Below are 18,232 nucleotides of genomic sequence, written 5' to 3' on the forward strand. Positions count from 1 at the left end.
GGTGCCGGAGGCGCCGCGTGCCCGACGGGTCAGCTTCGGCGACGGGAAACGATCAGCAGGATCACCCCCAGGCCGGCGGCGCCGGCGGCCCCGAGCCCCCACGCCAGGGCATGAGCGCCGGTGGCAGCGAGGGCCCTGTCGAGGCCGGAGTCCTTCGCACCGGACCCTGCCCCCGATTCCCCGGCCGGTGCCCCCGACGGGTCCTTCGCGCCGTCGGATCCGGAGCCCCGGCCGGGGTCCGATCCGGGGGACGTGTCGCCCTCGTCGTCTGCGAGTTCCTTGCCGTCGGGACCGGCGGTGGCGGTCACCAGGGCGCTCGCACAGATGTCGACGCATGTGGCGGGGTCGTCGGCCTCGGAGGTGGTGGCCAGCACGTCGAACCGGTACTCGGCGACCTCGGCAGCGGTGAAGCCGAGGGTGAGGGTCCTGCTGCCGCCGGACTCGATGTCCCCGGCCTTCCATGTACCCGTCTTGGCGTCGAATCCGGTGCCCGCGTCGTGGCTCAGAGCGCGGAGTGCGGGTGGCAGGGCGAGCTCGACCGTTGCGCGGCGTGCTGTGGAGGGACCTGCGTTGGACAGGGACACGGTCACGCTGCCCTTCTCACCGGCCTTGACGGTCTCCGCCTCGGCCGTGATCGCGTCTTGCAGGTCGGCCTGTTGGCGTACGGTCAGCGTGTGGCGGACATCCGCACCGCTCACCTTGTCCTCGTCTCGCAGAGGAGTGCCGGATCCGGCGACGCCGGCTGTTGTGACCACGGGCAGGTCGGGACGCACGGTTCCGGTGAACCGGAGCACGGCCCGGCCGCCGGCCGGCAGGTCGGCGGGCTCCCAGATCCCCGCCTCCTGGTCGAAGGTCCCGCTGCCCGCGTCGGCCGCCGGCTCTGCGATCCCTTCGGCCGGGAGCGCGCGGATGCGCAGCCCCTTCGCGGTGGAAGGGCCGCTGTTGGTGGCCTCCACCGTCCACGTCACCCTCTGTCCCGGCACTGCCTGGGCCTTGTCAGAGGTCAGCTTCACGGCGACCGCGGCCTGTTGGGCCACATGCAGGTCGTGCGTTGCGGTGTGCTGCTCCAGCGCCTCCTTGTCACCGCAGGACCGGTACTCGCCGCGTGAGTCGGGGACGTCTGAACCGGTGACGCACACCCGCTGGGTCAGCGTGCCCGTGTCTGCGGGCACGATTCCCACAATGGTCAGCGTGGCGGCCTTGCCGGGGGCAATCGTCGGGACGGTCCAGGTGGCCTTGGCTGCGTCGTACGGGGCTCCGCCGGGACCTGCCGTCGCCACCATGCCCTCGGGCATGACATGGGCGACCTGCACGTTGCGGGCCGTCGACGGGCCGGAGTTGGCCACCTTGACGGTGTAGGTGACTCGGTCGCCCGGCTGGTAGGGGAGGCCGTCCGCGCCACGGTCGGTGGTCAGCGTCGCGTTCAACTCGGCGCTGCGTGCCACGGCCACCTTCCGGCGCGACTCGTTGTTCTTGAGGTCCTTCTCGTGCAGGTCTCCGAACGACTCGATGCCCGCTACGAGTTCCAGGTCCTCGTGTTCGGCCGGCACCGTGACGCGCAGGTTCAGCGAGGCAGTGCCGCCCGGCTCGATGCCGGCGATGGTCCACAGCCCGTTCTCGTAGAGGCCGTCGCCGCCGGCCCCGTCCAGGGCGGTGCCGGCAGGCAGCGGGACGCGCACTGTGACGTCGTCGGGGCGGGACGGACCGTTGTTGGCGACCTTTGCCGTGAGGAGCACCTTCTGGCCGGGCCTGACCGCGCCCTCCTCCACCGGCTTCCCGTCTTCCGTCAGGATGTCGGCCGTGGCACGGAGGTCGACGTCGTTGGTGGCGCCGCTGTCGTAGGTGTTGTGGTTGTCGGTGACATCCGGGTCGGCCGTGGAGGAGTCGGACAGGTCGACCGCAGTGGAGAAGTGCCCCTCCGTGGAGGTCACAGTGCCGGTGAAGCGGAGCGACAAGGCCTCCCCGCTGTCCACCCTGCCCAGACTGCACATGAGCTGGCGGGTCCGGTCGTCGTCCTGGCACGTCGCGGGGTCTCCGCCGTGCTGGCCGGCGAGCACGAACGAGTCCAGGCCTTCCGGCTTGCGGATCCGCAGGAGTGCGTCATGGGCGTCCTGGGGGCCCTTGTTCATGAGGTCCACCGTCAGCTCGGCCGTTTCGCCCCGGGTGTACCTTGTCTTGGAGAACGTGCCGGAATCCGGCAGGACCAGGTCGGCGGTTGCGACGGGTACCTTCGTGCCGTCCACAAGGGTCATCCGATGGGTTTCGCCGGCCCACCGGTGATCGAGGGTCAGATCGCCGAAATGCCAAACCCTGGGGGAATCGGCCTTGGCGGCGGTCTTCATCGTGTAGTCGACGACGAACTTCTGTCCCGGTTGAACGAGGCCGCCCTTGCCCGAGGCCGCTCCGTCGCCGAGTGGTACGGAGAGGATGCCGTCGTCGAAGGTCGCCAGGTTGGCGACCTCTTCCTCCCGGCCGTCCACGATCCGGGCCACCCGTACCTGTCGGGGATCGACGTCGGACGGCACGGGCACGGCGAGCACGGCGCTCTCCAGGGCGCCGCCGCCGGTGTGCTCCACGGTCGACCGGATCCTGTGCTCCTCGCCGAGGTGGAGGGGTGCCAGGGCCATGGCGCCGGCGACCGTGGGTTCGTACTCGACTCTCAGGTCGTCAACGAACGCGGCGGTCCCGGTGAGCATCTTGTACTCCTTGATGCGGACCTCGGTGTGGTCCTGCCCCGGCGGGACCACGTACGTGCCCGAGAAGACCTTCCAGTCCGCGTGCGGAGCGGTGGTGAGGGGAACGCCCATCCTTCCGGAACCGTTCGGCGATCCGAAGATCAGGGCGGTGGAGGAGTCCTCGCCGTTGCGTTGGGCGGCAATGCGCCAGCGGATCTTCCGTCCGGGCTCAGTGGTGAACTCCTGGTGCAGGTCCCCGAACAACCCGACGGCCTGCCTGCCCTGGGCGGCCGCTGCCATTCCGTTGCCCCTCAACAGGGCCTTGCCACCCCAGTCCGTGACCGATCGCGTCTCGGACGTGTTGCCTGCCGTGAGAGCGGGGTTCTCGAACCCACCGTTCACGATCAGGTCACCGCCGCCTCCGGCCTGCGCCTGCTTCTCGGGGGTGGCGCTCGCGTGGTGCAGCCAGAGTGCGGAGAGCGCCACGACCGCGGCGCCGGTTCCCACGTACGTCCCCTTCCACGATGCCCGATGCTTCTTCCTGGCCATCAGCGGCCCCTTTCGCCCTGCGCCGTGCGCAATGTATGTGCCGGTTCATCACCTTTCTTCAGGTTCAGGGGAAATGCACGAGCCGAATGGGCAACCACATGGACATCAGGCGCCGTTGGACATCCGGTCGCCGTGGGCGGGCTCAGTCGTCGGACACGGGTACCTCGATGGTGACCACCGTCCCTGAAGGCGTGTTGTCACGGATCGAGAAGCTGCCGCCCGCGCCCTCGATCCTGTGGCGCTGCGAGCTCAGACCGATGTGTCCGGCCGTCTGCTTCTCGCGGACCGTTTCGGGGGAAAGACCGACGCCGTCGTCAGCCACCTCCAGTCGCACCCATCCGTCCTTGCCCGCTGCGCGCAGCGTGACATCGACGTGTCGGGCCCGCGCGTGCTTGACGACGTTGCTGAGCAGCTCGGTCACCGACCGGTACAGCAGCTTGTCCATGGTCGTCCCGGCGGTGGGCGTAGCGCAGTCCACCCGGACCCGGAAGCCGCCCGCGGATGCCGACTTGTCGGCTGCGGCCTGCAGCGCCGCGTCCAGCCCCTGGGTCCTCAGCACCTCCGAGTGGAGCGCGGTGACCGAGTTCCGCAGTTGCGCGCTGACCTGGCACAGCAGGTCATCCGCCTCGTCCAGCAGAGGATGGGGTTGCGCCCTCGCCGCGCGTTCGATCAGCAGCAGGGAGGCGTACACGGTCTGGAGGGCGCCATCGTGCAGCGCCTCGGCGAGCTCGTTGCGCTCACGCTCCTCGGCGGTCATCACGCGGTCGAGCAGCCAGGCCTGATGGCTGAGCAACCCCTGGATCATCCGCACACGCCGGCCTTGCACGGCGGAGAGCAGGGCGCATCCCAAGCCCAGGACGAGGGTGTACAGGCCTTGCATGAGGGTGGCTCGCCAGTAGGGGTTCTGTCCCTGGCTTTCGCCGAATCCGACGCACCCGATGTACAGCGCAGCAGCGGTGAAGGCGACGGTCAGTGTCGCTTTGGGCTCGAACTGGAACGCCGCCATCACGGAGATGAAGAGGAACGCATCGTCGATGAGCGTGGCGTACCAGATGGGTTCGGACAGTTCGCCGGTGACCAGGAGCAGGCTGCTCAGGGCCACCAGGTCGCCGAAGACCAGGACCACCGGCCGGATCGTCAAGCGGTCCGTCCAAGCCCATACGGCGATCCACAGGGTCCACACACCGTACAGGGCTGCCAGTGCCAGGGATGCCGCTGTGTTGCGCCATGGGGGGAAGACAATCAGTTCGGCGAAGACGCCGACGATCACGGCCATCCTGAGCACGGACTGCGCCTTGAGGGCGAGTCCTCGCTGGACGGCTTCGGCGGCTTCCGCAGTGGCCGGAACGTCGTCGGCGTAAGCATTTGTGACGGCCTTCGCCAGCCGCTGGAACGGTCGATTCACCATGCCCGGGTCTGCTGACGATTCCATGTTTCCGCACGCTACACCTCGCTCTGCTGTCGATTCGTCAGACACAGCCAGGCGCCTTGGCGCAGACCGCGCCCGCAATGGCTCGCCGTGCCGGGGAAAGGGGAGTCGCTTTCCCTGCAAGGCTGCAAGCACGTCGTGGAGGTCATTTCACCGGTACCGCGCCACAGCCCCACGTCGCACGCGTGCACGTGGCAGTCCCGTAGAAATCGGATCGTGAATCCCGACTTGCCAGTTGGAGGCCGGCATGTCAGGAAACAGACACGTCCCCGATCGCCGGCACGCGGGACCGGTCCAGGCGGCCGTCCAGCCGACGAGGAAGGACGAACCCAGGTGGATCCCCTTCGGGGCGGTCGGCTCCCTCCGCGAGAGTGCGGCCGAGGACCGCTCTGAAATGTGATGGGGTGTCAGCAGGGTCGAGTGAGGTCGTGCGACCCGTGCACTCCGGCAGACCGGGTGGGCACCTCGCCGCGTCGCCGGCGAGCCCGTTCGACCCGCAAGATAGCCCGCCATTTACTCCACTAAAGTTCCCCATCGGGCATCCGATCGGGCATGGAGAAAGGGCATAACGCCTTCGATTAATGAGTCTGAAGTCCGGGCATTGCGCCCTTTGGGTGCGGGACCGAGGTCCGGGATAAAGTGCCCTGCTGGAGATGACGAAAGGCTCGTAGATTTTCAGGCCCAAAGTCCTGTCATCCGTACGCCGCGGTCGACGACACGGCGATGCTCTGGGTGGACACGGGTATTCTTGGTTGAAAGCTCATCTAGCTGGAGCTTCTGCATCGCTACGTAGAGCCTTGACTCCGATCGGGCGGACGCCGCTGCAGGGTTGCAAGGGGTGGTTTTCGGCGGATTCGCCAGGAAGGGTCAGGTGTGACCTTGTTCGATGTGGCCAAACCGGAGACGCCCTGGGTCATCTTCGGCCCTCGTGAGGCGGTTGAATTCAAAGAGCAGACGGCAGCTCTGCGCGCTGCGGGTGGGCAGGTGTACGAGGTGCACGCCCGCGATCTGACAGATGAGGCTGGTGTACTTGACGCCTTCGCCCGCGCGATCGGTGTCCCAGGCTATTTCGGCTGGAATTGGGATGCGCTGGTCGACTGCCTCGACGACCTCCACGAGACCGTGACGGGCGGGGTGGGAATCGTCATGGTCGTCCACGGAGCCGATGCGCTACTCGGAGCGGATCACCTCAAGGTGTTCATGATGGTGCTGTGCCTCGCAGCGGACCGTGCGAACACCGCGGTGGATCCGGACGGCGACCTCAGGGATCAGCCCGTGGTGATCGAGCACTTCATCTTCCTGCTCGACGACGTCCGCGCCGACGAGTTCGCCGCGGGAATCAAGGATCCCGACCTCGTCGTCCGTGTGGAGGGGGATTTTCTCACGGTGGCCCTGGACCTCGATGTCTGGCGACCCGACGCCGCCGGGCGCCCGAAGATCTCCTGACTCCGGGCCGCGCGAGGTTGGAATAGGCTCACGGAATGCGTGAAGCGAGGGGCCTCCCGCAGACGCGCCAGCCAGTTGATTCCGCCCCGACCCAGCGGACGATTTCGACCGAGCCCCGGGTGGAGGGATTTTCTTGGTCGAAAACCTTCCACCCGGAGCTTCACATGGTCACCGACCCGAGATCATTTGTGGGACAACTCTTAGTTGTCGCTGTCGCTGTCCTGATGAGTCGCTTCCTCCGACAGCAGTGGTAGCAACTCGATCTCTGCAGGCTTCAGGAAAATTTTCACGTTGACTGCAAATTGATCGTCGCTGGTGGTGGAGTAGAGAGGCGTGGGCTTTTCGAAGCCCGCGGCAAGAGCGGCGACAGCACCCTTGTCCATCGGGGGCACAAGCTCGTCGTTGTGAAGAATTTCTTCCCAGATTATCCGCTCCTCGGCAGTGAAATTCTCGTAAGCCTTGAGCCACTTGCGATTGATGCCGTCGTGATTGGTGCTGCGGAAATGCTCGATCATGTGGGGCATCTTGGCGCGAATTTTCTTGCTTCGCTCCTTGTCTCGGAATTCGTCTCGGATCTCCTCGGCTATTTCCGTTCGGGCGACCTGTTCCGGGCCGGTCAGGTTGCGCTCCGCCCCTTGGAAGCTGGCGAGCAGGGTCGCGGCGTTGGTTTGGAGTCCGGCGCCGTCTGCGGTTGCGCCGTCGCGGTATACGTGCGACGCTTTCGCGCTGGTGTGTGCCACGAGGAACCGCTGGTGGAAAAGGGTCCGAACTGCATTGGCGAGGTTCTCGACCAGCGGCTTGTAGTGGCCGCTGTTGCTGTCGATTGAGGAGATCAGTGTCGATTCAACGAAAAGCTCACTCCAGCCCGCTGCCTGTTTGGTAGTGGAGTACTCTCGCTTCTCGGCCGCGTCCTTGAAGAAAATCTGATCGCCCTCAGGTGTTTTGGCCGCGTGCACCACCTTGCCCACGGTCAGCATCCCCGCACCTCTGACGGGTTCGCCGCGGCTATTACTGGTGTGGCGTTCCACGATTTTCTGAACCCTGCCTGCCGACACGATCTTTGCGAGGTTCCCGTAATCCGTCCAAGGGATGCCCTCCTCGGCCAGCTTCTGGATGCTCTTGTCGAGCCTTGGAAGGTCGGACTTTCCGTTCGCAACCTTGTAGAAGAGCCGGAGGTTGTCCTGGAACAGGAAGAGCTTGTCTTCCTGCGTCAGTACCCATCCCCACGCACCGGGGCCTACTTGCTCGCCGTCTCGGACCAATCCCCAGCCGTTGCCCCCCTCAAGCGGGCAGTCCCCCTTGAGCGGGGTGAGGGTTACGATCCGCTGAAGTTCGTCCTTCACGTCGTAATACAGAACGCCATTCCAAGCGTCGGCCTCGGGGCCGTATTCATCTGGGTCGCTGACGCTCTTCAGGGCACGGGGACTGATCACTGGACCTTTTGACTTGAGAACCTTTGCGCGTACGAGTTCCGATTGAGCCTTGGCTCTTTTCTTGTGGAACGCTTTTACCGATTCTTCCCGGTGAAGTGTCTGGTCTGTATCATTGTTGCGATACCTGAATTCACCAGTCTTCGTGTCTGCGCGCTGGAGACCTCCCCCCAGCTCTCGGGTGACTTCCCAGCCTCGCTCTACCGGCTCGACGCGGTCTGCGTGGACCCGGGCCACGAGGACTCCTGCCTCGTTGTAGAGCGTGTCCCCCTCGGGGTTGCACACGGCAAACCAAAGACCCTGCAGCCAGGGAAGTACGGCCAGGTCAATGTAGGGTTCAATGCCGTCCGCTTCGATGTTGCCGTGGAGGTGTTGTGCCTCCTCGAGGCACCACGTTGCGTTCATGCCCTTCCGCTCATGGACAGCCATCAGCGTGTGGTAGAGACGCTCCCCGGCAGCAGCCAGCGCTGCCCCGTCTGACGGATCCGGCCAACCAAGTGTGCTGCCCAGGTTGACCGTGGTCTCGTCCGACTTCACGCGCTCGTTGCCCGCAATCTGCTGGAAGAGCTGCTTGAACTGTTCTTCTTTTATCACTTCGGGTCCCGTCCAATTAGGCGTCGTGGGCGTTGTGCAAAATCTATTGCGCCCTCATGAGCCACGCTATGTCTGCCGGGGCAGCCGGGCGGGCAAAGCATTACTTCCCGTGGTCACTTTTCCGCCTACGGATCTTTACCTGGCACCCACAGTCGAGCCGACGTAATCAGAATTGTGATCAGTGGTGTCGCTGCAGCACGAGGACGAGCAGTCCGGACGCGTGCACCTAAGGAGCTGATCACTGCGCTGCGGCGCGAGGGTACGGACCCGGTCCGCAAGGGCCGGCCATGGAGCCTGCTGCTGGAGGACCGGGTCCTGTTGGTCACGGCGTACTGGCGGACGAGCCTGACGCTGCGGCAACTCGCCCCGCTGTCCGGTGTGTCGAGGTCCGCCGCCGACCGCACCATCGACCACCTCGGGCCGTCGTCGAAGAACCGTCCGTACTCCACCAACCATCATGTCGTCATCGACGCCGGGTACCCGCCTCGTCGTAGCCGTCGGCCGGCCGCTGCCCGGCAACCGCAACGACCGCAAGGCCTGGGGACTGTCCGGTCCCAAGGCCGCCGTCGGCAAGACGACCGCGGTCGCGGACATGCGATGCTCGGTATCGCGAGCCTGCACAATTCACCCTCACCGGCCGATCCGGTGCCGGACGCGCCCGCACATGACGCGCTCCCGTCGGAGGATTCCGGCACGACAGGTGCCCGTTGCAGACGGATGCACCCGTGACGCGAACGGACGACGGAGTTCCCCCGCGGGGTCGAGCGTCGGGCTTCGCGCGGGTGACGCGGCGTGACGGGCCTGCGGCGAGTGAGGTTGGGGCGGGCATGAACGGAACCGCCCCCGCCCCGATACTGACCGCCGCCCCCGACACCGCAGCAGCAGGATGCGGACAGCCGCCCGCGAGCGCGGATCCGGCGCCCGACGCCGCCGACGCCATACGGGACCGGCCCGCGGCCGTCCGCCCCACCGTCCGGGCCCTGCCCGGCGCCGCACCGCCCTCGCCCTGCCGTCCCGGCCGTCCCGGAGAGGAGCACCCCGAGGAGGCGGCGTGATCTTCTCGCTGCTGGTCCTCGGCCCCTGCCTCCTTGCGGTCCTGCTCCTGCCGCGGAATCACAGCCGGCCCCGCCGGCCCCCCACCCGCCGGCCCCGGCTCCGGCCCCGGCTCCGGCCCCGGGCACGGACGACGGCAACGGCCGGAGCCTCCCCGTGCCACGGGCCGGGCCGCGCCCGTCCCCGGCACGCCACCTGACGTCTGCCGGCCGCCGGCCGGGAGGGTCCGCGCCGCACGGCGCGGACCCTCCCGCATCCCGGAGCCCCGCTCCGCCGGCACCGGCTCCGCCCCGAACGTCAGCGGGGCGTCAGCGGAACGGCAGCGCGAGCCCCGAGAGTGACTGGCGCACCGCCTTCGCACTCGGACAGGAGCTCCATGTCCCGCCCCACCCCCCACCCCCGCACCAGAGCACGCCGCCGGTACGGCATCCCTGCGCGACTCATGACGGTCTGCGCCGTCCTGGGCGCCGCCCTCCTCGCCCCCACCACCACCGCCGGTGCGGCCGGTTCGACCAACAGCGACGCCTACCGCAACCTCGGCGCAGCGGACCGGGCCGACTGGCTGCGGAGCTACGCCTCGGACGCCAGGCTTTCGGAGCTGTCCCTGCCCGGCACCCACGACACGCTCTCCATCCACGGCGGGGCCGCGGTACAGACGCAGGAGGACTACGGCGACAGCGCGGACACCCTCACGGCGCAGCTGGAGCGGGGCATCCGGGCCATCGACATCCGGGTCCGGGTCACCGAGAACAAGTACTTCACGGTCCACCACAGCGCGTACTACCAGCAGGCCAACTTCGACGACGTCCTGACCAAGGCGCAGTCCTTCCTCCGCTCCCACCCGGGCGAGACGATCGTGATGCGGCTGCGGGCCGAGTGCCCGTACACAGGCGGGTCACCCACCGACTGCGCGAACGACCCCAAGTCGGTCACGTCGGCGCGGGTCCGGGAGATATTCGCCGAGTACCGGCAGAAGTACTCCGGTCTGTTCCACGCGGCCACCTCGTCCGGTGCCGCCCGCGCGGACGTCCCCAGGCTCGGCGACGTCCGGGGCAAGCTGGTCCTCGGCAGCTTCGACAACGTCGACAGCGACGCGTACGGGATCAAGGGCTTCAACGACAACAAGGAAGACCACTGGGCCCCGTCGTCGGTGCCGGCGAAGTGGGCATACGTCCAGGACAACATCAAGAAGGCGGTTGCGAGCAGCACGAGCTCGATGTTCGTGACGTACACCTCGGCCTCCGACATGCTCAACCGGCTCCCGTTCGAGTTCGCCGGCGGCTACCGGTCGGTCCAGGGCGGCGTCACCACCGACGTGCCGGGAGTCAACTACCAGCTGATGAAGTGGCTCACGGGCGGTGGAGGGCGCATCGGCATCGTCCTCATGGACTTCCCGGGCCGCGGCCTGGTGGACGAGATCATCGCCCGCAACAAGGACTACGTGGTCAAGGGCGGGGACCGGGCGATCTGGCTGGTCGACAGCGTCGCCAAGACGTACAAGAACAGCCGGTACAGCCGATGCATGGTGCGCGGACCCGAGTTCGAAGGGTCGACGACCGGCGGCGTGGTCACCCAGCGCGAATGCCAGTCGACGCCGCCCAGCAGCCACCAGTGGAGGGCCGAGCAGCCGCCCGCCTCGTACGACCCCAAGGGCCACTTCTGGATCAAGGCGAGCAACGGCAAGTGCCTGACGCTCCCTGTCAGCGACGGCAGTGCGCCGCCCGCCGGTGCCCAGCTGTTCTGGTGGCCCTGCGAGACCCGCTGGTTCTCCGGAAACCAGATGTGGAACATCGTGCCCACCTACGTCGCCGTCCCGGGCGGCTCCACCATGGCGTACAAGTTCATCAGCAACTGGACCGGCCTGTGCCTGTCCATGGACACGGCCACCGCCGCCACGGCGGGCGGCAAGGTCACGCAGGACGCCTGCCCGAGGTGACGGCAGCCGGGAGGGCCGGGACGCACGGCGCCCCGGCCCTCCCGTGCGCCCACACGAATTCTGAGGACAGAGGAACGTCAAGTGGCGGTGACGACGGCGGTGCGGGCGCCGACGGCATGGTGCTGCGCGAGCACCCCGCCGGCCAGCAGACTCTCATCGTCGGGATGCGCGAACACCCCCATCAGCGAGGGCAAGGGCGGGTGGTTCATGGCGGAGACAACTCCTCGGAGCAGCGGACAGGGGAGGGCCAGACGACCGGCAGCCGCCCGGCGGCGGTGAGCCGGCAGACGGTGCGCCAGCTCATCGGAAGCCGCCGCGGCGTATGCCGGGTCGTGGCCGTCCACCCTTGGCGCATGCCGCGCAGTGGCTCGCCCGGTCCGCTGCCGCGCACGGCCCGGACCAGTGTGATCGCTCGCCACACAGCGGCGGCCCGCATCCTCGCCTCTCGTCGTGCTCCGCCGGGGCGACGAACGCCGCTTCCCGCAGCGGCTGCTCCACCGTCACGTCGCCTGCGTCACGATGGCCGCCCCCGGGTGCCCGAGGGGCCGGGGCAGCAGTGCCTCACGTCCCGGCCAGCGGAACACCAGGCGGCTGTGTTCCTTGTCCAGGACGTCGCCGACGGGCAGCAGGTCGTCGGGTGTGCCGGCCGGGTGGACCGTGAGGACCGGGTCGGCGTGCTTGTCGTTGTCGTCGGAGCGCACGTGGCGGTCCCAGGCCCGGACCGTGTCGACCAGCTGCTCCGCAAGCTCGGAGCCCTGCTTACCGAAGGCATGGACGACCCACTCCCACTCCTTGTGCTCCGGGCGGTCGCCGTCCTTGGTCCGGACGTGAAGCAGGTGGGCGAGCGAGGCGTCGCCGACGATCGCGGGGACGTCCCGGTCCTTCGCGATGCGGGTCACACCCTCGCCCGGATCCTTGTGGCAGGCCAAACGGCAGAAGCCCGGCAGAGTGGTGGCCGTGTACAACTGCAGCGATCCGAAGTAGCAGTTCGCTCCCATCGTGATGCCGGTCGCGACCTCGTGCCGCGGCCCGCGCAACGCCTCCTCCAAACCGCTCGTCTCGGCGGCGGCGGCGGTGCCGTGCTCGAAGCGGAGCGTGAGCGCGCCGTCGAGAAGGGAGACGGCCGGGATGGTGCGGGCCTGCTGCCCTTGGTCGCGTACGAAGCCGCAGTAGGTGAAGTGGAGTGCGTGCAGCACCTCGCCGCGGCGCTCGAAGGTCACGGCGCGGGTGTAGCCGCCCATCTCCAGCGGCAGGACCAGGCGGCCCCCCTCGGCCAGCTGCTGCCTCCAGGCCGGGGCGATGTCCCAGCAGTTGTAGGTGACCATGCCGGCGTCGAAGCCGCCGCGCGGCACAAGGAGGGCGGGCGCGCCGAGGGCCGCGTCGGCTTCGACGGCGGTGACGCGGCCGGTGCCGGCCTCCGTCAGGAACCGGCGGGTGCGGCGCACGACCCAGGGGTCGATGTCGACGGTGATCACACGCCCGCCGGGTCCGATGACGTGGGCGATCAGCTCGGCGTTGTAGCCGCCGGACCCGGCCTCGAACACGAACGCACCCGGCTTCAGTCGGAGGTGTTCGATCATGTCGGCCTGGAGCCAGGCCGCGGACACCGAACTGATCGCCGTCCCGGCCAAGTCGCGTCGGGTGACGACGGCCCGGTCGCCGCCGTCGTACGCGGCCAGGAGGTTCGCCTCCGGGGCGAAGCGGTGCCGGGGCACGGTTCGCAGGGCCTCCCGGACGCGCTCCGAGGGAGCCCAGCCGCCGTCGATGACCATCTGGGTCATCTCGGTGCGCAGCCTGGCGGCCTCGGTCGGTTCCCCCGGCACGGGCGGCTGGTCGGCGGCGATGGGGTACGAGGTCGTCGGAGGCAGGCCGGGAAGGATGCCGGGCCACACGGCATCCAGCGCGCGAGCAGCCGGGGCGAACACGTCCCCGACGCAGGCGAGGCCGTGGAGGTCGAAGAACTCCCAGCGGTCGAACTTGTCGGGCTCGGGGTTGGCCAGGACGCCCGTCCAGGCGGTGATGCGGACGACGGCCGTGAGCCGCGGGATCCCGTGGCTGTCGTCGACCAGCATCGTCACCATGTGCGCGTCGGCGGGATCGGCGATCAGCCCGGTCTCCTCGGCGAGTTCGCGCACCGCGGCGGCGGCGAAGTCCTCCGGGCCGGTGGTCTTGCCACCGGGCAGCTCGAGCACGCCGCGCCGGGAGCGGCCGAGCAGGACCCGGCCCGCGTCGTCGGTGACGACGGCTAGGGCGCCGGTCAGGGCGTGGCCGGTGGTCGGCCGCTTCTCGACGGCCCGGTTGTCCAGGTGGCACGGCCCGCGCAGGATCAGGAAGGCCAGCCCGTCCGCATCCAGCCGCTCCACCGATTCCCAACCCGCAGAGAGCAGCGTGATTTCAGCCTCACACAGGGCGATCCCGCGCCGCTCCGCGGGCGTGTTCTCGACGATCGGGGTGATGACGACGAGTGCGCCACCGTCGCGCAGCCGCTCGCCCAGCCCGTGAGCGGTCCGGCTGCGGTCCCTCACGAACGGGTACACCAGCCGCAGCGTGATCAGGTCGTAGCCCTCCTTGTGCAGCGGGGCCGGGTCGTCGCGCTCGATGTCCAGCTGCAGCCAGCGCACGCCCTCGACGCTCGCGTGCTCCTCGCGGGCCCGGGCGATCGCGCTGTCGGCGAAGTCGACGGCGTCCACGGCGTAGCCCATCCCAGCCAGATGGGCGGCCAGCTCCCCGGTCCCGCAGCCCACATCCAGGGCTCGGCCCCCGCCCTGGGGGACCGGGGTGTGCTCGGCAAGGAGCTGCTGTTCGCGCTCGCCGAGCTGCCGCCATCCCTTCCCGTCGCCGTAGTGCTGCTCCCACTGATCGCGTGCGGTGTACGTCAACGTGCTGCTCCTCGTGGTGGGCGGAGAGAGGGTCAGTGGCGCTGTGCGGTGCGCAGCCGGGCCGGGCTGCGCTCCACCCGCTCGGGATTGCCGTGGGTGGTGCCGTAGGAGATGCCGGAGACGGCGTTGAGGATGGACAGGACCGAGCGGGTCGGTGTGCTGCTGGGCGCCGGTCACGCGTCACCGCCGGGGCGGCGCGCGAGTAGGAGCGGCCCGGCCCGGCATATCTGCCACTGGTGCCCGCGCGCCGGTCCTCGCCGAGGTGGCTCTGGACCAGCCCCCCGAGGGAGGCCGTCCAGTCGGCCTCAGAGGTCCAGGGCTGCCGGCGCGCATGATCGCCACGACGGCGTGCGGCGCGCGGTAGCGGGCGTTCTCAGCCGTCCCGCTCCCGCCACGGCGAGGCACCGGTGGCGGAAGCGGTCTCGGTGCAGGGCGGCACGACGCAACTCCCTCGGCTCCGCCGGCGCTCCCGCAGTACGTGCGTGGGCGTGGTGTGTGGGCCCGCAGGCCGGGTCCGCTGCCGGTGGGTTGCTCACCCCTCACCAGCCCAGCTGGGAATAGGGGCGGCCTTCGGAGATCGCGGCGATGGCCGTGCGGGTGTACGGGACGAGGCGGTCCGGGAGTTCGTGCCGCGGCCACCACCGCCAGGTCAGACACTTGTCGGGCTCGCGCACCTCGGGGGTGCCCTCCCACCGGCGAGCCCGGAAGACGAGCTGCATCAAGGGCAGGCTGCCCGGGGTGTCGACGACATGGACGACGTGGACGAGCTCCACGTCCGCGGGGTCGATGACCAGCCCTGCTTCCTCCCGTGCCTCGCGGACCAGGCATGAGAGGGCGGACTCCTGCTCGCACCGCCCGGCGAGGTAGTGCCAGGTGTCGCCCGCGTACTTCGACTCGGGGTGACGCAGACCGAGAAGTACCCGGCCTTCGGCGTCTTCGAGGTGGAGGTGGACTCCGATGCCGTTCAGTACCGTCCGGCTGCCCCCGCCCCACACCGGAGGAGCCACGGCCGGCTCGCTGTCCGGGGGGTTCTCGGCCGCGTGCCGGCGAATCAGGTCCCGGGTGGCGGGGCTCAGACGCAGCCGGTCCAGTTCGTCGACCGAGAACCAGCGCAGCAGCACACCCTCGTGCAGCGCGAGTCGGTCGGGGTCGCCGCGCCACCGGCAGGCGAACACGAGGACCGGGACGCTGAACCCGTCGACGCTGGTGGCGACCTCCACGGCGTAGGGCTTCACGTCCTCCGGGCGGAGGTCGGGCACCTCTTCGGACAGCTCCCGCAGCAGAGTGCCCTCAAGGCTCTGGTCGTCGTGCGTGCGGCCGCCGCCGAGCAGGGCGAATGCCCCCGACTGCCAGATGGCGTCGGGTTTGTGGTCGCGCAGATGGAGCAGGTACCGGCCGGTCCCGTCGTGGATCAGCGCGGAAGCGTTCACCGGCTCCGGACTGCCGTCCAGGCGCGCCGCGAGGAGTTTCGCGCGGAGTGTCGGAGAGGTGACGTCCGGCTGCGGGAGCCACCGGGCGCCGGACACCTCCTCGTCCTGCAGCGCGATCGCGGGCGGCTCCTCGCCGGCGAGGCAGAAGACGTAGCGGAAGTCGTAGTGGCGGTGAGCCGGTTCGCCCTTGGACGGGCTGGCGTCGATGTCGTGGACGTCGATGTCGATCGGCGAACCGAGCAGCTGCCGGGTCAGGCACAGGGCGCCCGGCGCGATCCCAGCCTCCTCCGCCGCCTCGCGCAGCGCCGCGGCGAGCAGTGTGCGGTCGCCGGGCTCGATGTGACCGCCGGGGGCGAGCATGAGGCCGCCAGTGGCCCGGTGCCGGATGTGCAGGACCCGGCCCTGCCGGTCGATGACGACAGCGCTGCACGTGACGTGCCCGGGCAGTGTCGTCCGCGCGGTCGCGTCGACGGACCGGTCCAGCGCGGCGAGGAGCCCGGCCAGGGCGTCACGCTCGCCGGGGTGCCGGCCGAGGTACGCCTCGACGGTCCTGCGGATCGCGGTGGAGCTGGGGGACATGGGCATCGTCTCGCCTTCGAAGTCGTGAGGCCGGACGTGGGACTGGTCGAAGCGCAGCCGGGCCCCGTACAGCTCGCAGTCGGTGCCCGACATGTTGTGCGCGGCTCCGGCCTTCGGGCCGCCTGCGATCTTGTCGCTGTCTGGTTCGACAGGCGTCAATGAGTTCCCCTTTCGTGGACGTGGTGGTGACGTCGACGTGCTCAACGACGCGTCGCGATTTCGAGCACCTGTTCCTTTCGGACGGGTTGCGCACCCGGGAATCAAGCGGATTTCCGAAGGTGCCCTGTGCACCGACCCTTGCCTCGCACGAGCCCCGGTCGAGGGCGGGTTGGCCGAAACGCCGACGTTCAATCGCACCGCAGGCACGTGCTTCGACGCCACCGGAGCCGAGACCATCGTCACCGACAGCCGCGGCCGCACCGGATGGGTCAACGCCCCTGTCTCTTCTCCTTCCCCTCGGCGCATTCCACGCGAGGTGACGGGCAGTCGCGTCGTTGAGAGGCCAGGGCGTACAGGCTGAGACGAGAGCAGGGGAGGTATGCGCGGTGGGCGAGGTGACGGCGGAGCTGCGTCAGGCCTTGAGGGCGGTAGGGCTGGCGGACATCGAGGTACTGCGTGAAGACGGTTCACTGCGGGCGGCAGCGGGCCGGCCGCTGACCACGGTGGACGAAGGCAGGCGCTTGGCGCGCCGGCTCCAGGAGCCGGCAGAGACCGACGCCGCGGGGATCACCGTGGGAGGGCTTTCCTACCAGCCGGCAGAGGCAGGCCGAAGGCTGCTGCACGGACGACGCGGCGGAGAAGGCGGGGTCGTGGTGGTGCATCGCCCGCCCTACATCGTGGTGGCCCGCTACGACGAAGGACACCCCGCTGCGGACGCAGTTCTCGCGGTGGCCAACCTCGCCGACCTTCTCGCCGGGGCCCACCGACCCCACGGGCCCCCACGCACCTGAGACGTGCGTCGGTGATGGGCCCTGGTCCCACGGCTCGGCTCGGGGCGCCGAGCAGCCGCGCCACCCGTGCCCTCGCGGCCGGCCGCGGAGTGCAAGCCCTTTTGACGCCCGGGCCGCGCTTCGGCGGATGGTCGGGTGTGGGCCGTGCAGACTGCCGCTCGGCCGCAGTGCTGGTGGGGGCGGGTCAGGTGGTGCTGATGCGGTCGAGGGTGGCGGCGAGTTGGCGGATGACGTGTTCGGCTTCGTCGTACTGCCGGGGGGTGGGCTGGACGGCGCCGAACGTGGGCCCGTTGTGGTCGGGGAGGGCGCGCCAGTGGAGTACGGGGGTGAGGGTGGTGCCGGCTGAGCCGAGGAACCAGGCGAGCCGTCCGTGGACGCGGGAGAGGAAGACGGCCAGGACGGCGAGGGCTTCCCTGAGGTGGGCGAGGCGTTCGATCGCAGGCAGGCTTCGCTGGATGTGGAGTGGGCCGATGGCGGTCCGGAGTTCGGTGGCTGCCGCTGCGGCGACGGCGCGCTCGGCGGCTGTCGGGTGCCAGGTGTGCTCGCGGAGCTGCTGCTCGGCTTCGGCGGCGAGGTCGTCGACGAGTGTGCGCATGCGCGCGGCCGGCCCGGGTAGGCCGGAAAGGCGTAGCGCAGGGAGCCGGCCGTCGGCCCCGTGTCCGTCCACCGGTTCTGCGTGGGGGCCGGCGCGGTGCTGGGCGAGCGTGCTGCGGTCGGTAGCGGAGGCCGTTGCGGGGCCTGCGGGGTGGAGCAGAGGGCGAAGAGCGGGGAGGGCGCCGGCGAGGTCGAGCAGGCGCAGCCCCTGATCGGGAACGTTGCGCAGTACGAGGCGGCCCGACACGGCCTCGGCGCGACGGTGCAGGAAAAGCAGGAGGCGCAGGGCGGCCGAGTCCATGAACTCGACCCCGGCCAGGTCGACGACGAGTGTCCGGCCGGCGAGCGGGATCGCGTTCGCGACGCGGGCAACCTGCGGGCAGGTCTGCGCGTCGAGTTCCCCGGTCACGTAGATCCAGCTGTGCCGGGCATGAGTGGTCACTGCCACATCGAGGGTGCGGAGCATGGATGAGTCCGCCGTTCGGATGGGAGCCCATCACGGTCGGCGCCCACACAGGTGCGGGGGAGGCCGTCAAGCGCGCTGCCGATGCGGGCTGCGCACAGCCGAGCAAGACCTCCCGTACCGTCCTGCAGCCACACGCTACGTGACCTCGTGGTGGCGCGGGGTCCCTCACCAGACCAGGCTGGTCGTACCCCCAGTCTGCCCCGCGGCCGGAGGTAAAGCCAT

At 69.3% G+C, this 18,232-nt stretch carries 10 protein-coding genes and 2 pseudogenes; 5 read left to right on the top strand and 7 right to left on the bottom strand.

Annotated features, from left to right (window positions below; genetic code table 11):
• Positions 1 to 29: 29 nt before the first annotated feature.
• Complete coding sequence (locus LG634_RS21265; protein WP_226735497.1) at positions 30 to 3,224, bottom strand: COG1361 S-layer family protein; 3,195 nt, start codon at positions 3,222 to 3,224, stop codon at positions 30 to 32.
• 142 nt (positions 3,225 to 3,366) lie between these two features.
• The gene (locus LG634_RS21270) at positions 3,367 to 4,656 is read right to left on the bottom strand and encodes a sensor histidine kinase (RefSeq protein WP_226735498.1); all 1,290 of its coding nucleotides are present in this window, start codon (positions 4,654 to 4,656) and stop codon (positions 3,367 to 3,369) included.
• A gap of 870 nt (positions 4,657 to 5,526) precedes the next feature.
• Here LG634_RS21270 and LG634_RS21275 point away from each other — a divergent pair.
• A complete protein-coding gene (locus LG634_RS21275; protein WP_226735499.1) occupies positions 5,527 to 6,099 on the top strand; it encodes a barstar family protein in 573 nt (190 codons plus the stop codon).
• 200 nt (positions 6,100 to 6,299) lie between these two features.
• Here the strand turns inward: LG634_RS21275 and LG634_RS21280 are convergent, their stop codons facing one another.
• Positions 6,300 to 8,123, bottom strand: a complete 1,824-nt coding sequence (locus LG634_RS21280) for a hypothetical protein (protein WP_226735500.1) — start codon at positions 8,121 to 8,123, stop codon at positions 6,300 to 6,302.
• A 174-nt stretch (positions 8,124 to 8,297) separates the two neighbouring features.
• On the opposite strand from LG634_RS21280, the pseudogene LG634_RS21285 reads away from it, so the two are divergent.
• The 3 genes and pseudogenes from LG634_RS21285 to LG634_RS21295 all read left to right on the top strand — a co-directional run.
• Positions 8,298 to 8,715, top strand: a pseudogene (locus tag LG634_RS21285) (helix-turn-helix domain-containing protein); the annotation flags it as partial.
• 235 nt (positions 8,716 to 8,950) lie between these two features.
• Positions 8,951 to 9,178 (top strand): hypothetical protein, encoded by a 228-nt coding sequence (locus tag LG634_RS21290; protein WP_226735501.1) that lies wholly within the window; start codon positions 8,951 to 8,953, stop codon positions 9,176 to 9,178.
• Positions 9,179 to 9,552: 374 nt separating this feature from the next.
• Positions 9,553 to 11,112: a phosphatidylinositol-specific phospholipase C domain-containing protein gene (locus tag LG634_RS21295; protein WP_226735502.1), complete on the top strand. Its 1,560-nt coding sequence runs from the start codon at positions 9,553 to 9,555 to the stop codon at positions 11,110 to 11,112.
• A gap of 80 nt (positions 11,113 to 11,192) precedes the next feature.
• Here the strand turns inward: LG634_RS21295 and LG634_RS21300 are convergent.
• The 3 genes and pseudogenes from LG634_RS21300 to LG634_RS21310 form a co-directional block, all read right to left on the bottom strand.
• Positions 11,193 to 11,321: pseudogene (locus LG634_RS21300) on the bottom strand (PIG-L family deacetylase); the annotation flags it as partial.
• Positions 11,322 to 11,612: 291 nt separating this feature from the next.
• Positions 11,613 to 13,991, bottom strand: a complete 2,379-nt coding sequence (gene fxlM, locus LG634_RS21305; protein ID WP_226735503.1) for a methyltransferase, FxLD system — start codon at positions 13,989 to 13,991, stop codon at positions 11,613 to 11,615.
• Between the two features lie 539 nt (positions 13,992 to 14,530).
• Entirely contained in the window at positions 14,531 to 16,000 is a 1,470-nt protein-coding gene (locus LG634_RS21310; RefSeq protein ID WP_226735533.1) for an NUDIX domain-containing protein, read from the bottom strand.
• A 545-nt stretch (positions 16,001 to 16,545) separates the two neighbouring features.
• On the opposite strand from LG634_RS21310, the gene LG634_RS21315 reads away from it, so the two are divergent.
• Positions 16,546 to 16,950 (top strand): profilin family protein, encoded by a 405-nt coding sequence (locus LG634_RS21315; RefSeq protein ID WP_226735504.1) that lies wholly within the window; start codon positions 16,546 to 16,548, stop codon positions 16,948 to 16,950.
• Between the two features lie 184 nt (positions 16,951 to 17,134).
• On the opposite strand, the gene LG634_RS21320 is transcribed toward LG634_RS21315, so the two are convergent.
• Positions 17,135 to 18,010 (bottom strand): STAS domain-containing protein, encoded by an 876-nt coding sequence (locus LG634_RS21320; RefSeq protein WP_226735505.1) that lies wholly within the window; start codon positions 18,008 to 18,010, stop codon positions 17,135 to 17,137.
• Positions 18,011 to 18,232: the final 222 nt, after the last annotated feature.

It is taken from the genome of Streptomyces bambusae (assembly GCF_020532645.1).
Classification (GTDB): domain Bacteria; phylum Actinomycetota; class Actinomycetes; order Streptomycetales; family Streptomycetaceae; genus Streptomyces; species Streptomyces bambusae.

Bases quoted from the DNA above. Each gene is read 5' to 3' on its own strand.
- LG634_RS21310 (WP_226735533.1), bottom strand. From the start codon at position 16,000: ATGTCCCCCAGCTCCACCGCGATCCGCAGGACCGTCGAGGCGTACCTC.
- LG634_RS21290 (WP_226735501.1), top strand. From the start codon at position 8,951: ATGAACGGAACCGCCCCCGCCCCGATACTGACCGCCGCCCCCGACACC.
- LG634_RS21295 (WP_226735502.1), top strand. From the start codon at position 9,553: ATGTCCCGCCCCACCCCCCACCCCCGCACCAGAGCACGCCGCCGGTAC.
- LG634_RS21320 (WP_226735505.1), bottom strand. From the start codon at position 18,010: ATGCTCCGCACCCTCGATGTGGCAGTGACCACTCATGCCCGGCACAGC.
- LG634_RS21270 (WP_226735498.1), bottom strand. From the start codon at position 4,656: ATGGAATCGTCAGCAGACCCGGGCATGGTGAATCGACCGTTCCAGCGG.
- LG634_RS21265 (WP_226735497.1), bottom strand. From the start codon at position 3,224: ATGGCCAGGAAGAAGCATCGGGCATCGTGGAAGGGGACGTACGTGGGA.